The sequence below is a fragment of the Methylobacterium sp. Leaf123 genome (assembly GCF_001423405.1).
Taxonomy (GTDB): domain Bacteria; phylum Pseudomonadota; class Alphaproteobacteria; order Rhizobiales; family Beijerinckiaceae; genus Methylobacterium.
This window is the reverse complement of sequence record NZ_LMNS01000001.1, coordinates 526,765-540,958: the sequence shown is the minus strand read 5'-3', so window position 1 is coordinate 540,958 and position 14,194 is coordinate 526,765. Positions and strand designations below refer to the sequence as shown.

16 protein-coding genes are annotated in these 14,194 nt (G+C 68.6%); 7 read left to right on the top strand and 9 right to left on the bottom strand.

Going from position 1 to position 14,194, the window contains the following annotated elements; all coding sequences use genetic code 11:
* Nucleotides 1–43: 43 nt before the first annotated feature.
* Nucleotides 44–940 carry a phosphoserine phosphatase SerB gene (gene serB / locus ASF53_RS02375; protein WP_056193138.1) on the bottom strand — a complete coding sequence of 299 codons (897 nt, stop codon included), beginning with the start codon at nt 938–940 and terminating at the stop codon, nt 44–46.
* A 13-nt stretch (nt 941–953) separates the two neighbouring features.
* Between serB and miaA the strand changes: the two genes are divergently transcribed.
* Entirely contained in the window at nt 954–1,907 is a 954-nt protein-coding gene (gene miaA, locus ASF53_RS02370; protein WP_056193871.1) for a tRNA (adenosine(37)-N6)-dimethylallyltransferase MiaA, read from the top strand.
* Here miaA and ASF53_RS02365 read toward each other — a convergent pair.
* A complete protein-coding gene (locus ASF53_RS02365; RefSeq protein ID WP_056193135.1) occupies nt 1,885–2,751 on the bottom strand; it encodes an NAD(P)-dependent oxidoreductase in 867 nt (288 codons plus the stop codon). The genes miaA and ASF53_RS02365 overlap by 23 nt on opposite strands.
* Nucleotides 2,752–2,945: 194 nt before the next feature.
* Here ASF53_RS02365 and ASF53_RS02360 point away from each other — a divergent pair, with 194 nt between their 5' ends.
* Nucleotides 2,946–4,142: a GSCFA domain-containing protein gene (locus ASF53_RS02360; RefSeq protein WP_056193132.1), complete on the top strand. Its 1,197-nt coding sequence runs from the start codon at nt 2,946–2,948 to the stop codon at nt 4,140–4,142.
* On the top strand, nt 4,043–4,963 hold the full coding sequence (locus ASF53_RS02355) for a WcbI family polysaccharide biosynthesis putative acetyltransferase (protein WP_056193130.1): 921 nt from the start codon (nt 4,043–4,045) through the stop codon (nt 4,961–4,963). Before ASF53_RS02360 ends, ASF53_RS02355 begins: the two co-directional genes overlap by 100 nt.
* Nucleotides 4,964–4,969: 6 nt before the next feature.
* Here ASF53_RS02355 and moaA read toward each other — a convergent pair whose 3' ends face one another.
* The gene (gene moaA / locus ASF53_RS02350; RefSeq protein WP_056193868.1) at nt 4,970–6,004 is read right to left on the bottom strand and encodes a GTP 3',8-cyclase MoaA; all 1,035 of its coding nucleotides are present in this window, start codon (nt 6,002–6,004) and stop codon (nt 4,970–4,972) included.
* Between the two features lie 143 nt (nt 6,005–6,147).
* On the opposite strand from moaA, the gene ASF53_RS02345 reads away from it, so the two are divergent.
* Nucleotides 6,148–6,576: a gamma-butyrobetaine hydroxylase family protein gene (locus ASF53_RS02345; RefSeq protein WP_056193129.1), complete on the top strand. Its 429-nt coding sequence runs from the start codon at nt 6,148–6,150 to the stop codon at nt 6,574–6,576.
* A 60-nt stretch (nt 6,577–6,636) separates the two neighbouring features.
* Here the strand turns inward: ASF53_RS02345 and ASF53_RS25535 are convergent, their stop codons facing one another.
* The gene (locus ASF53_RS25535) at nt 6,637–6,795 is read right to left on the bottom strand and encodes a hypothetical protein (RefSeq protein WP_156635346.1); all 159 of its coding nucleotides are present in this window, start codon (nt 6,793–6,795) and stop codon (nt 6,637–6,639) included.
* A gap of 120 nt (nt 6,796–6,915) precedes the next feature.
* On the bottom strand, nt 6,916–7,158 hold the full coding sequence (locus ASF53_RS02340; protein WP_015822995.1) for a DUF2171 domain-containing protein: 243 nt from the start codon (nt 7,156–7,158) through the stop codon (nt 6,916–6,918).
* A 155-nt stretch (nt 7,159–7,313) separates the two neighbouring features.
* Between ASF53_RS02340 and ASF53_RS25530 the strand changes: the two genes are divergently transcribed.
* Nucleotides 7,314–7,451 carry a hypothetical protein gene (locus ASF53_RS25530; protein ID WP_156635344.1) on the top strand — a complete coding sequence of 46 codons (138 nt, stop codon included), beginning with the start codon at nt 7,314–7,316 and terminating at the stop codon, nt 7,449–7,451.
* A 99-nt stretch (nt 7,452–7,550) separates the two neighbouring features.
* On the opposite strand, the gene ASF53_RS02335 is transcribed toward ASF53_RS25530, so the two are convergent.
* A complete protein-coding gene (locus tag ASF53_RS02335) occupies nt 7,551–8,228 on the bottom strand; it encodes a L,D-transpeptidase (protein ID WP_056193126.1) in 678 nt (225 codons plus the stop codon).
* 198 nt (nt 8,229–8,426) lie between these two features.
* On the opposite strand from ASF53_RS02335, the gene ASF53_RS02330 reads away from it, so the two are divergent.
* Entirely contained in the window at nt 8,427–8,954 is a 528-nt protein-coding gene (locus ASF53_RS02330) for a GNAT family N-acetyltransferase (RefSeq protein ID WP_082482280.1), read from the top strand.
* Here ASF53_RS02330 and nadC read toward each other — a convergent pair.
* The 3 genes from nadC to nadA are packed head-to-tail and all read right to left on the bottom strand — an operon-like array spanning nt 8,926 to nt 12,351.
* A complete protein-coding gene (gene nadC, locus ASF53_RS02325) occupies nt 8,926–9,786 on the bottom strand; it encodes a carboxylating nicotinate-nucleotide diphosphorylase (protein ID WP_056193123.1) in 861 nt (286 codons plus the stop codon). The two genes, ASF53_RS02330 and nadC, sit on opposite strands and share 29 nt — an antisense overlap.
* Nucleotides 9,779–11,308 (bottom strand): L-aspartate oxidase, encoded by a 1,530-nt coding sequence (locus tag ASF53_RS02320; protein WP_056193120.1) that lies wholly within the window; start codon nt 11,306–11,308, stop codon nt 9,779–9,781. Before ASF53_RS02320 ends, nadC begins: the two co-directional genes overlap by 8 nt.
* A complete protein-coding gene (gene nadA / locus ASF53_RS02315) occupies nt 11,308–12,351 on the bottom strand; it encodes a quinolinate synthase NadA (RefSeq protein WP_056193116.1) in 1,044 nt (347 codons plus the stop codon). Before nadA ends, ASF53_RS02320 begins: the two co-directional genes overlap by 1 nt.
* A 407-nt stretch (nt 12,352–12,758) precedes the next feature.
* Between nadA and ASF53_RS02310 the strand changes: the two genes are divergently transcribed.
* Nucleotides 12,759–14,141: a methyl-accepting chemotaxis protein gene (locus ASF53_RS02310; RefSeq protein ID WP_056193112.1), complete on the top strand. Its 1,383-nt coding sequence runs from the start codon at nt 12,759–12,761 to the stop codon at nt 14,139–14,141.
* The last annotated feature ends 53 nt before the right edge of the window (nt 14,142–14,194 follow it).

The following is a 14,194-nucleotide window of genomic DNA, read 5'->3' as shown; positions in this document are numbered from 1 at the left end:
CGCCGGGTTGCGTCTTGAAGCGTCGCGCCTTCGCCGGGCGAGACTAAGCGGCGAACTCGGCCGCCGAGAAACCTTGCAGGTAGAGCAGCGCGGTCAGGTCGCCGTGCTCGATTCGCACCCGCGCGGCCTGCGCCACCTTCGGCTTGGCGCGGAAGGCGACGCCGATTCCGGCTTCCCCGAGCATCGGCAGGTCGTTCGCCCCGTCACCCACAGCGATCGTCTCCGCGGGGTTCAGGCCCAGCCGCTCGCGCAGTTCGATGAGGCTGGCGCGCTTGGCCTCCGCGCCGACGATCGGCTCGACAACCTGTCCCGTCAGATGCCCGTCCGCCACATTGAGGCGGTTGGCGCGGGTCTCGTGGAAGCCGAGACGGGCGCCGATGGGGCCGGTGAACAGGGTGAAGCCGCCCGAGACGAGGCAGGTAAAGGCGCCGTGCGCCCGCATCGTCGCAACCAGGGTGCCGCCGCCCGGCGTCAAGCGAATCGCGTCGCGGATCAGACCATCGATGACGCTAACGGATAGGCCCTTCAGCAGGCCCACCCGCTCCCGCAGGGCCGGCTCGAAGGCGATCTCACCCTGCATGGCCCGCTCGGTGATCGCCGCCACCTGATCCTTGATCCCGACGACGTCGGCGAGTTCGTCGATGCATTCCTGCTCGATCATGGTCGAGTCCATGTCGGCAAGGAACAGCCGCTTGCGGCGGTGCTGATCGTGAGGGAGCACCGCCACGTCGATCGGCTCGGCCCCGAGCGCCGCGCGCAGGGCTTCCGTGAGGGCCGCCGCCTCGTCGGGCGCGCCCGGCACCAGAAGCTCGGCCGCCACCTCACCGTGGAGAATGCGCGGTTGATGCTCCGTCCGCGTCACGCGGCGCGCCTCGGCGAGCACCGCATCGGTGATGGCGGGCCGATCGGGGTTTGCTATCAGCGTCGCGACGAGGGTCATGGAGATCGAGGCCGTGCAGGGTTCGGACGGGCAGGACGCGGGGCACCCGGCCGCCATCCTCATTGCAGGGCCCACCGCCTCGGGCAAGTCGGCGCTGGGGTTACGAATCGCCCGCGCCTTTGGTGGCACGGTGATCAACACCGATTCGATGCAGGTCTACGCCGACCTGCGCGTGCTCTCGGCAAGGCCCTCCGCCGAGGAGGAACGGCTGGCCCCGCATCGCCTCTACGGCAGCATCGATGGGGCGATGAATTTCTCCGTCGGGCATTTCCAGCGGCAGGCGGCCGCGATCCTGTCCGAGTTGGAGACCGGAACCCTGCCGGTCTTCGTCGGCGGCACCGGCCTCTATTTCCGCAGCCTCGACGAGGGCATCTCGGATCTGCCGGAGGTGCCCGACGCCGTCCGCCAGCGGATCCGAGCGGAGGCGGACGGACAGCCGACCGAGGCGCTGCACGCCGCGCTGGCACTGCGTGATCCCGACAGCGCCCAGCGGCTGCGACCCTCCGACCGGATGCGGGTGATGCGGGCGCTCGAAATCCACGCGGCGACCGGCCGCTCGATCGGCTCGTTTCAGGATGCCCGTGTGCCGGGCCCGCTCGCCGGAAAGCCGCTGCTCAAGATCTTCCTCGCCACCGAGCGCGAGGCGCTGCGCCAGCGCATCGACGCGCGATTCGTGACGATGATGGAGCAAGGCGCGCTGGACGAGGTCGCCGCGCTCCGGGAACGGCACCTCGATCCTCTGCTCCCGGTGATGCGCGCCCATGGCGTGCCGGGACTGATCGCCCATCTCGACGGGGCGATCTCCCGCGCGGAGGCGATCCAGCGCGGCCAGGGCGACACCCGCCGCTACGCCAAGCGCCAGTTCACGTGGTTCCGCCACCAGATGGGCGAGGATTGGCACTGGACCACGCCGGACGCGGCGTGGTCCCTGGTGCAAGCCCGGCTCAGCGCTCCAGCCGGGCGATGAGGGCGGAGGTGTCCCAACGCTTGCCGCCCATGGCCTCCACCTCGGCGAAGAACTGATCGACCAGCGCCGTCACCGGCAGCCGGGCGCCGTTGCGGCGGGACTCGGCGAGCAGGATGCCGAGATCCTTGCGCATCCACTCGACCGCGAAACCAAAGTCGAATTTGTCCGCGTTCATCGTGCGCCCGCGATTCTCCATCTGCCAGGAGCCGGCCGCGCCCTTGGAGATCACGTCGAGCACCGCTTCCATGTCGAGGCCGGCGCGCTTACCGAAGTGAATTGCCTCCGAAAGTCCCTGCACCAGCCCTGCAATGGCGATCTGGTTGACCATTTTGGTGAGCTGGCCCGAGCCGGAGGGCCCGAGCAGGCGGCAGGACCGGGCGTAGGCCATGATGACCGGCTCGGCCTCGGCGTAGGTCGTCGCCTCGCCGCCGCACATCACGGTCAGCACGCCGTTCTCCGCGCCCGCCTGACCGCCGGAGACCGGGGCATCGATGAAGCGAAGCCCGGCCGCATCCGCCGCCGCGGACAATTCGCGGGCGACCTCGGCCGAAGCGGTGGTGTGATCGACGAAGATCGCCCCCTTCTCCATGCCGGCAAAGGCACCGTCCGCGCCGAGCACCACCGAGCGCAGGTCGTCGTCATTGCCGACACAAGCGAAGACGATGGCGCAGCCGGCCGCCGCCTCGCGGGGCGTCGCGGCGGCTTGGCCTCCGTTGGCGGCGACCCAGGCCTCGGCCTTGGCGCCGGTGCGGTTGAAGACGGTGACGTCGTGGCCCTTTTTCGCAAGGTGCCCCGCCATCGGCGAGCCCATCACGCCGAGGCCCAGGAACGCGACTTTCGCCATGGGATTGGTGTCTCCGGTATCCGATCGTCTCAGGGCGTGCTCTAGCCCCGTGCGCACCACATTCAAAATGCAAAGCGCGGCAGTGCTCGTGTGCTTTCCGATGAGTGGACGCCGGCCCAAGGCGTTCCGATCGGATACGTCTCGGTTGACGGCCGTTGCCGCTACGAAGCCGGTCGGCTAGGGTCCGCCCGCCGATGCAAGACCGCGCCCGAAACCCCTATTCCGGTCTTGCCGACCACGCCTTCTGGGACCGCTCTGTCGGCTCGTTGCCGCTTTTTGCCCTCGACCCGATGGCCGGCCCGCCGGTGCCGGACGGCTTCCGCCTGACGCGGCAGACCCGGATCGCCACGGCGGGAAGCTGCTTTGCCCAGCACATCGCCGACAGGCTCCAGGCGAGCGGCTACCATTATCTCGTCACGGAGGACGCGCCCGAAAGCGTCTCGCCGGACGAGGCACGGGCTCGCGGCTACCGCCTGTTCTCGGCGCGCTACGGCAACGTCTACACCGCGCGCCAGCTCTTGCAGCTCATCGAGCGCGCCTATGGCCGTTTCACCCCCGCCGATACAGCCTGGGTACGAGCGGATGGGCGATTCGCCGACCCGTTCCGTCCGCGTATCGAGCCTGCGGGCTTTGCCAGCCCCGAAGCGATCGAGGCGGACCGGCAAGAGCACTTCGCCCAGGTGCGCCGGCTCTTCGAAAGCCTTGATGTCTTCGTCTTCACCCTCGGCCTCACCGAAGGCTGGCAGGCAACGGCCGACGGCGCGGCCTTCCCGCTCTGCCCCGGTGTCGCCGCCGGCGCCTTCGATCCGGACGCCTACGCCTTCAGGAACCAGCCGGTCGAGGAGGTGATCGCGGACCTGTCCGCCTTCGCCGACGCCCTGAAAGCGGTCAATCCGCGGGCGCGCCTGATCCTGACGGTCTCGCCGGTGCCGCTTGTGGCGACCTATGAAGGGCGCCACGTGCTGCAGTCGACCATTCACAGCAAGGCGGTACTCCGGGTCGCCGCCCAGCGGCTCGCCGACACCCGCGACGATACGCTGTACTTCCCCTCCTACGAGATCATCACCTCGCCCGAGGGCGCCTTCCGCTATCTCGAGAGCGATCTCAGGTCCGTCAGCAAGGACGGTGTCGATCATGTCATGCGGGTCTTCTTCCGCCATCTCACCGAGGGCGGGGACCAGGACGCCCTCCCCGCTTCCAGCCGCAGCCTGCACGAGGCCCGCCATGAATTCGCCCGGCAGGCCGCCGTGGTCTGCGACGAGGAATTGCTGGCAGCCGGAGGCACCCGGCCGTGGCTAGGCGAATCGTCGTCGTCGGCAACAACTGCCAAGTCGCCGTCCTTGCGGGGTGCCTGGGGTTCCTTGCGCCGGATGCTGAGATCGCGTCGGTAGAGCCGGCGACCTTCTCGCAGTTCGACGCGAGCCCCGCGCGGCTGCTCGAAGCGGTTCGAGACGCCGACCTGACCGTGTGCTTCCCGTTCGAGGCCGGCCCGTTCGGCGAGGTGACACCCGCGCGGATCTTCGAGACCGCCCGGTTCGTCGTGCCCGTGCCGACGATCGTCTTCCCGGCCTTCCACCCGGATATCGTCTACATCGCCCACAAGGGCGGCCTGTTCGGCTCGCCGATGGGTGATTACCACTCGGCGCTGATCGTCTACGGCTTCGCCCGCGGCTTCTCGGCCGACGAGATCGTCTCGCTGTTCCGGGCGGATGTTTTCTCGCGCGTCGGCTATCTCGACGGCTGGTTTCCCAATCGCGATGCCCTGCTGGCGATGAGCCACGCGCACGGCTGCAACCTCGACCGCCTGTTCGCCGGGTGGATGCGCCGCGGCTGTTTCATGCATACGATCAATCATCCGAAGCTGTTCGTGCTCGCAGATCTGGCCCGCGACGCGCTTCACCGTGCCGGGATTCCGGCGCGGACGGCGGCCTGCGAGGATTACCTGCCCGATCCGCTGAGCGGCAGCATCTGGCCGGTCTATCCTGAGATCGCAGCACGGCTCGGCGTCACCGGCAGCACGACCTTCAAGCCGCCGCTCGGCGGCCTGAACTTTCTCGTGGATGCCGCCCGCTGCATCGAACTGCGGGCGATGGTCGAGGGATCGCTGGCGATCTACGCGCATACGCCGAAGGTCGCCACGCATTGCGATCGCGTGCAGACCTGGCTCTCGAACCGAGAGATCAGAGACAGTCTGGTCCCCGTCGCGGGCTGAGGCCGATCAGCCCCCGGTGACGCTCATGTGCCGCGGCACGGCGGCCGGGCGGGCGCGCTCGATGACGAAGTCGTGCCCCTTGGGCTTGCGGGAGATCGCCTCCACGACAGCCTGCGTCACCAATGCGTCGTCGGGCGAGGCCCGCAGCGCCGCGCGCAGATCCGCCGCGTCTTCCTGGCCCAGGCACATGTAGAGCTTGCCGGTGCAGGTGAGACGCACCCGGTTGCAGCTCTCGCAGAAATTGTGCGTCAGCGGCGTGATGAAGCCGAGCCGCCCGCCGGTTTCCTCGATCCGCACGTAGCGGGCCGGGCCGCCGGTGCGGTCGGGCAGCGGGGTCAGCGTGAAGCGTTGCTCCAAGCGCTCGCGGGCGACCGAGAGCGGCAGGAACTGGTCGGTGCGGTCGCCTTCGATCTCGCCGAGCGGCATCACCTCGATCAGCGTCATGTCCATGCCAAGGCCGTGGGCCCAGGTGATCATGTCGGCGATCTCGTCCTCGTTGACGCCCTTGAGCGCCACGGCGTTGATCTTGACCTTGATGCCGGCGGCCCGCGCCGCCTCGATCCCCGCCAGCACCACCGAGAGGTCGCCGCGCCGGGTGATCGCTCGGAATTTGTCGGGGTCCAGCGTATCGAGGGAGACGTTGATCCGGCGCACGCCGAGTTCGGCCAGTTCGGGCGCGAAGCGGGCAAGTTGGGAGCCATTGGTCGTCAGCGTCAGCTCGTCGAGGGTGCCGCTCTCGAGGTGGCGGGAGAGCCGGCGGAACAGATGCATGATGTCACGGCGCACCAGCGGCTCGCCGCCGGTGATCCGCAGCTTGCGCACACCGCGGTCGATGAACACGCCGCAGAGCCGATCGAGCTCTTCGAGCGTCAACAGATCGCGCTTGGGCAGGAACTGCATGTCCTCGGACATGCAATAGGCACAGCGGAAGTCGCAGCGATCCGTCACCGAGATCCGGAGATAGGTGATCGCCCGCTGGAACGGGTCGATCAGCGGCGCCGGCCGCACCGGTGCGAGGATATCGTCGGCGGGGCCCCACATACGCGCCTCTGAACTCGACTCGGTGCCGGCCTGGGTGGTTTTGTCGGCTGACAGATCCAACATCGCCATCCATATGAGGGCGGTGGCATTATCCGGCAAGCGCGGGAGCGCAACGCCGGCATGAGAGCGTGGAACCGACCGTCATGAGTGAGCGCTGGCCCACCGAGATCCGCCTGTCCGGAGACAAGCGCATTCTGACCGTTGCGTTCGATGGCGGCGGTCGCTTTGAGCTGCCCGCCGAATACTTGCGCGTGTCGAGTCCCTCGGCGGAGGTTCAAGGCCATTCTCCGGCCGAACGCAAGGTGCTGGGCGGCAAGCGCGATGTCGCAATCCTCTCGGTCGAGCCCATCGGCAACTACGCCGTGAAGCTGTTCTTCGACGATATGCACGATACGGGTATTTACGGGTGGGACTACCTGTTCGATCTCGGCCGCGAGTACCGGAACCGTTGGTCGACCTATCTGAGCGAGCTGGAGGAGCGGGGCCTCACCCGGGATCGCGTGGCCAGCGCACCTGCGAAGCCCGCCCATGCCGGCGGGGGCTGCGGAAGCGGCGGCTGCGGCTGCCACTAAGCACCCACTGAGATCGTCCGAGGCGGCGCGGGCCACACGTGAGGTGGCCCGCGAAACGCATCAGCTCGGCTGTTCCTCGACCTGGTCGAGATCCTCATCGGGGATCGCATCCGGCCGATGCGGCGGGGGATCCCCGGCGGGCGGCTGCGGAGCGGGGGCCGGATCACCGATCGGCTTCGGCTCGGTCTCGGATTGCGGCCGATCATTCTGTGCAGTCACGCGTTTCTCCCTGGATGCGATGTCGGCCCTCTCCGTGTGGTGAGGGCGAAGTCGGTGCATTTGCGCGGCAAGAGCATTCATCCGGCCGCTCGAATGACGGCCGGGGCGAGCCACGTTCGCCTAGGCGGCGCCCGACGTGCTCCATTCCTTCTTCACCTCGTCCGCACTCCGATTGAGGCGGACCTGATCGCCCTCGACGGCGATCACGAAATCGAGGGGGATGTAGTGATGGAGCCCGCCGGCATCGGCGTCGCTCTTCGTCAGCTTGATCTCGCCTTTCCCGACGTGATCCACCGTGCCGACATGTCCGCCGTCGGAACCGACGACGGTGGCGTGCTCGCGTATCTGGCTGGCATCGACCATGGCTGTCCTCCCTGTTGAGGACAGCCAACTGGCATTGCGAGGGGAGGTTCCTCGTGGGCGATCGACGCGGCTTCGGGGGCTGACCTGCGACGGTCCGGCATTGAACCATCCCCTCCCCCACCCGTTGGCGTGCGATATTCCAACGGAGGCAGCGCGTGTCAGCCAACGAGTTCCAACATCGCGTCGGACAGGACGTGGATACCGTCGATCAGCTCAGCAGCGTCGTCATCCTCGGCCTCGCCGTGGCGGGCGGCATCGCCGCCATCGTGCTCGATCTGCTGCTGATCGGCTGACGCGTCGCTTTCTCGGACCAAGACCAACTTGGACTACGACCAAACGAAAAGGGCCGGCATCGCTGCCGGCCCTTTCTCATTGCTGTCTCAAATGGACGATCAGCGCTGGACGACGACCCGAGCGCCGACCTTCACGCGGCTGTAGAGATCCGTCACGTCCTCGTTGGTCATGCGGATGCAGCCGGACGACACCGCCGTGCCGATCGTCTCCGGCTCGTTGGAGCCGTGGATGCGATAGATCGTGTTGCCAAGATACATGGCGCGCGCGCCGAGCGGGTTCTCGATACCGCCCTTCATGTAGCGCGGCAGGTCGGGACGGCGGCGCAGCATCTCCGATGGCGGGCGCCAATCGGGCCATTCGCGCTTCATCGTGACGGTCTGCGTGCCGCCCCAGGTGAAGCCGGGACGGCCGACGCCGACGCCGTAGCGCAGGGCCTCGCCACCGGGCTGGATGAGATAGAGCCGGCGCTCGGCGGTCGAGACGACGATGGTGCCGGGCGCGTAGGGTCCGGAATAAGGAACCGTATCGCGCGGGATCGCGGTCATCTGCGGCACGGTCGAGGCCAGCGGGTCGCTGGCCGAGGCGGGCGCGCCCGGGACATCCGCCGGCAGCGCCGCGTTGGCGGTCGGCAGCGTGTTCTGCGGGCGCACGCGCACCGTCAGAACCTCGGTCAGCGGCTGACGCGTGAGCGGGTCAATCTCATAGGCTGCGGCGGAGCTTGCCAGCGCGAACGTCGCGCAGGCAAGCCCGCCCAGGGCAACGACGAAACGGCGCATCAGGGCCTCTCGGGGCAGGCGAAGAACAGGGGACGCGGTGGAAGAACCGCCGCACGATGCCGTGCGGACCCTCGCCAAGGCGTAAACGCTCCCCGTTTAAAGCCAAGCTTGATTTGCAGTGCGGTATCGGTTCGGCCATCCTCGTGACCGTGTGGCCACACTGTGGCAGCTCGGCCGTGGGGGCAAGGATTATCGTCGGTGGCCGGAACCTTCCCGAGCAGCGCTTCGGCGGATCGCGTCACCGTCCGCCGTTATGCCGAGGCTGACTTGGATGCGGTCATCGCGATCTTCCAATCCGCCATTCGCGAGACCGCCTCAGTCGATTACGATGGGGCGCAGATCGAGGCGTGGTCGCGGGTCGATCGAACGGCTTGGGCAACGCAAGCGCAGCGGGGACAACGCTTGATCGCGTGGATCGGCCCGGAGGCGGCGGGGTTCGCGGATCTCGAGCCGTGCGGCCGCCTCGCCATGCTCTACGTTCACCCGGCCCATGGCGGAAGAGGCGTCGCGAAGGCCCTCCTCCGGACCGCCGAGGCGGCGGCCATCGCCCGCGGCCTCACCGGTTTACGGACCGAGGCGAGCCTGACGGCCCGGCCATTCTTCGCAGCCCACGGCTTCGAAACCATCGAAGAGGAAACGGTGACGCGCAACGGTCAGACGTTCCGGCGCCACCGGATGCGGAAGGATGGTCTCGGCGCTACGCCGCGTCGAGCCCCAGATCGATGATCGCCGAACTGTGGGTGATCCAGCCGACCGAGATCAGATCGACGCCCGAGGCCGCCACCGCGCCGACCGTCTCCCGGTTGATCCGGCCCGAGGCCTCGGTCACGGCGCGTCCATCGACCATCGCCACCGCCTGACGCAACGTATCGGGGCTCATATTGTCGAGGAGCACCGCGTCGGCGCCTACCGAGAGCGCCTCTTCGAGCTGGGCCAGGGTATCGACTTCGACCTCGATTTTGACGAGGTGACCGGTCCGCGCGAGGGCCCGCTCGATGGCGGGGATGATCCCGCCCGCGACCGCGACGTGGTTGTCCTTGATCAGCACCGCATCGTCGAGGCCGAAGCGGTGGTTCGAGCCGCCGCCCGCGCGCACCGCGTGTTTCTCCAGCGCCCGCAGGCCCGGCGTGGTCTTGCGGGTGCAGACGATCCGCGCCTTGCCGTGCGGCCGCGCCGCCTCGACCAGCGAGGCCGTCGCCGTGGCGACCCCGCTCAGCCGGCAGAGGAGGTTGAGGGCGACGCGCTCGGCGGTCAGAACGGCGCGGGCCGGGCCGGAAAGGCGGATCACGGTATCGCCCGGCGCGACGCGCGATCCGTCTGGCCGCTCGACCGACACCCTGAGGCTCGGATCGATCAGCTCGAACGCGATCACGGCGGCGTCGGTTCCGGCGATCACGCCGTCCTGACGGGAGGCGATGACCGCCTCCATGCGCTCGCCCGCGGGCACGATGGCATCGGTGGTGATATCGCCCGCCCGACCGAGATCTTCGAGAAGAGCCGCCCGCACCACGGGCTCCACGAGAAGGCGCGGCAGCGGTAGCAGGACGTCGTCAGGCATCGGTGAGTTCCTGAAGCGCGCACGGGGCATCGGCTGCGGCGGGCGTGAAGATAGATTGCCGGGCCGGGAGCTGGCCCGGATGATCGCTGCGCCAATGGGCGCCGCGGCTTTCGCACCGGTCGAGGGCGGAGCGGGCGATCATCAGGCCCGTGGCGGCGGCATCGCTGCCGCGCTCGGACAGATCGGCGAGACGGGCGATGGCCTGGGACAGGCCGGCCTCATCGCGCACCACGCCGACGTCGCGCTCCATGATGCCGCGAACCTCGGCGAGCGCTGCGGCATGCTGCGGTACGATCTCGGGCAGCGGCGCCGGGCGATCCGTGCTCACCGGGGCCGAGGCTGCATCGATCGACGCGGCGATGCGTGGCGCGAAGGCCAGCGCTTCGAGAAGCGAGTTGCTGGCAAGGCGATTGGCGCCGTGCAGACCGGTCGACGATACTTCGCCGCAGGCCCAGAGGCCCGGCACGGTGCTGCGCCCGGCAGCGTCCACGAGAATGCCGCCCATGTGATAGTGCGCGGCCGGACGAACCGGGATCGGTTGAACCGCCGGATCGATGCCCGCCTCGGCGCAGAGCGCGAAGACGGTCGGGAAGCGTTGCGGCATGCGGGCGCCGAGAGGGCCACGCGTGTCGAGATAGACCGTGCGGCCCCGGCCGAGCGCCTGGAAGATGCCCCGGGCCACCACGTCGCGGGGGGCCAGGTCGCCGCCTTCAATCCCCGCCATCACGGGCGCGCCGTTCTCATCGATCAGCACAGCGCCTTCGCCACGAAGCGCCTCGGTGGCGAGCGGCATGGGATCGCGGCCGGCGGCAATGGCGGTCGGGTGGAACTGCACGAATTCGAGGTCGCGCAGGACCGCACCGGCCCGCGCGGCAACGAGAAGCCCCCGCCCGAGAGCGCTCCGCGGATTGGTGGTCGAGGCGTAGAGCGCACCAGCGCCGCCGGTCGCCAGCACCACGGCGCGGGCGGGCAGGCGGAAGGCCGCGCCGTCGCGTTCGCACACGACACCGCAGACGCGGCCGTCGGCATCCTGCATCAGGCCGTGCAGGCCGGCGACGAGAACCTCGATCGAGGGTGTCGCCTGGGTGGCACGCACCAGCCCGTCGAGCACGGTACGGCCAGTGGAATCCCCCCGCGCCCGCACGATCCGGCGGCGGCTATGGGCCGCCTCCAGCCCGAGCGCCAGGGCGCCGTCCGCCTCCCGGTCGAAGCCGGTGCCGAGGGCGACGAGCCAATCGATCAGGCCCGGTCCCGCCTCGGCGACGCGCAGGGCGACCTCCGGTTCGGTCAGGCCGGCGCCCGCGGCAAGCGTGTCGTCCGCGTGGAGCGAGGGCGCGTCGTCCGCGCCCATCGCGGCGGCGATGCCGCCCTGGGCCCAGCCCGTGGCGGTGCCGGCCCCGAGGGGCGCGGCGGTGATGAGGGTGACCGGGCGCGGCGCGAGCCGCAGGGCCGTGGCGAGCCCGGCCACCCCGGCGCCGACCACGACCACCCGGTCGGCAGGACTCCGGGCGAAGACGCTCATCAGGCGGCCTGCCGGGGTGAGACGGTCTGGGTCGGCTTCACTGCAAGCATCCGCTCGACGGCGAGGCGCGCGCGCTCGGCCAGGCCCTCCTCGACGGTGATCTCGTGCGTCATCGTCTCCAGCGCCTCACGGATGTTGCGCAAGGTGATCCGCTTCATGTGCGGGCAGAGGTTGCAGGGCTTGATGAACTCGATGTCGGGATTGGCCACCGCGATGTTGTCGGCCATCGAGCATTCGGTCACGAGCACGACCTGGGACGGCCGCTTCTCGGTGACGTAGTTCATCATCATCGCCGTCGAGCCGGAGAAGTCCGAGGCCTCGACCACGTCCGGCGGGCATTCGGGATGGGCGATCACGGTGATGCCGGGATAGCTCTCGCGCACATCGGCGATGTCGGCCGGGGTGAAGCGCTCATGCACCTCGCAATGGCCGGCCCAAGTCAGCATCTCGACCTCGGGCACCTGCTTCTGGACGTTCTGGGCCAGGAACTCGTCCGGGATCATCAGAACCCGCGGCACCCCGAGCGCACGCACCACGTCGGCGGCGTTGCCGGAGGTGCAGCACACATCCGACTCCGCCTTCACCGCGGCGGAGGTGTTGACGTAGGTCACGACCGGCACGCCCGGATACTTGGCGCGCAGGGCCCGCACGTCGGCCGCGGTGATCGAATCGGCAAGCGAGCAGCCGGCGGCCATATCGGGCATCAGCACGGTCTTGCCGGGGTTCAGCAGCTTGGCGGTCTCGGCCATGAAGTGGACACCGGCCAGCACGATCACGTCCGCATCGACCCGCGCGGCTTCACGGGCCAGCGCGAGGCTGTCGCCGACGATGTCCGCCACCGTATGGAAGATCTCCGGCGCTTGGTAATTGTGCGCCAGAACCACCGCGTTGCGCTCGCGTTTCAGGCGCAGGATTGCTTCGACATCGGGAGCCAGCGCCGGCCACTCGATCGCAGGCACGTGACGGCTCACGCGCGCATAGAGATCGGGCAGCGGGAAGGCCCGGTCGGCCGGCACGCGAAAGGCGGATCCTGCCTCGGACATCGCGGTCTCCTTTATGCTCAAAATGAGCATTGTGCCGCCTAAGTTAGGCGCCGTCCCTGGCCTTGTCCAGATATGCTGAGACTGAGCATAACGATTTTGCGACGCAAAATTTTGCTGCATCTGCACACAGCGCTGCGGCCGACCCAGGCAATAAATATCAACCTAGGTGAATCATAGCCGCATAAAATTCGTCATTTGCTAGCTTTCATCAACACCTTAGATGAAATCTCCAGATCTTTTAAATCCAACATTAACTGGCGAGCGGCAACAATCGGCGCCGTGATCATAGAGAGTGCTGTGCCCAGCCTTACTCAACCGGCAGATGTGCGACTGCCGCCGAGCAAACCCAATCCGGGCCGGACTTTCCATAATAAGTGAAAAAAGAAGTAATCGGGGGCTCTGACGCAATGCTGTCTCTCAAGCTCGGTCGTACCGCCGCATCGTCCGCATCGTCCGCATCGGTTTCGTCCGACATCCCGGCCGCCGGCCCGTCCGACGAGGCGCGTCTGATCGCAGCCATTCAGCGCCTGACCCATCGTACCGGCCTCGACGAAGCCGCCGTGCCGGGGAATGCTGTGGATGCCGCCCTGAGCGATCTCGAGCGGGTGCGGCGCAGCGATCTGCGCGCCGAACGGGCCAGCCTCGCTGCCGTGGCCAGGCAGGCCTCGGAAGGCGCGATCAATATCGGCTGGACGACCTACGACGTGGGCGAGGTCGCGCAATCGACGCAGACCATCGCGAGCGCGATCGAAGAGATGGGCGCTTCCATTGCCGAGGTCGCCGAGACCTCCGAGGGGGCCGGATCCAGCGCCGCCGAGGCCCGCCAAGCGATGGCGGCCTGCATGTCCGACGTCGGCAACGCCCGCTCGGCCATGGACGCGATCCGCGACCGCACCCACCAGATCGACGAGCGCCTTCAGCTTCTCCAGAACGCCATCGCCCAGATCGGCACGATGGCGGGCACCATCGCCACGATCTCGAGCCAGACCAATCTGCTCGCGCTCAACGCCACCATTGAGGCGGCGCGCGCAGGCGAGGCCGGTCGCGGCTTCTCGGTGGTGGCAGCCGAGGTGAAATCGCTCTCCGGCCAGACCGCGCGCTCGACCGAGCAGATCCGGACGTGGCTCAACACGCTTCAGGGCGAGATGAGCCAGATCGCCCGTGCCGTCGAGGAGAGCCGCGGCGCCGTCTCGACCGGCAGCAGCGTGGTCGAGAGCCTCGGCACCCGCGTCGAGAGTGCGGCCGAACGGATCGCCCGCACGAGCGAGATGACCGCGGCGCTTGCCGCCGCCATCACGCAGCAGAGCAGCGCGACGGCGGAAATTTCGAGCAGCGTCCAGAGCATCGCCGCCAAGGCGGCCAAGACCCGCACCGAGATCGATGCGATTACCAAGCGCCTCGTGAAGGCCGAGACCCTGGCGCAGACGGCGCTGGCCGATTCGAGCGGGCTCGACCTCTACGAGTTGGTGCGTCTGCCGGCAGATCTCGGCCTGTGGAAGCGGGGGCTCGCGACGATCCTGCTCGGCGCGGCGCCCGCCGATCCGGCGGCGGCGATCCTGCGGGGCCGGGCCGCGCGGCAGGCGGTGGAAGGCCTGACCGCCGACCCGACCCGCCGGCACGCGGCGGAGGCCTTCCTGAAGGCCGAGGCGACCGCCCACACCGAAGCCGAGCGGATGGTGAAGGCTCTCGCCCAAAACAATTGGGATGTCGGCACCCCGGCCTATCAGGCCGCGAACGCGGCGATGAAAGACATGGTCACGGCCGCCGCCCGGATCATCGAGGCGGCCTGAGCGCCGGGCCGCTCTCACTTTGAAACGGGCCGCCCCTGCCTCTCGGGCGGGCG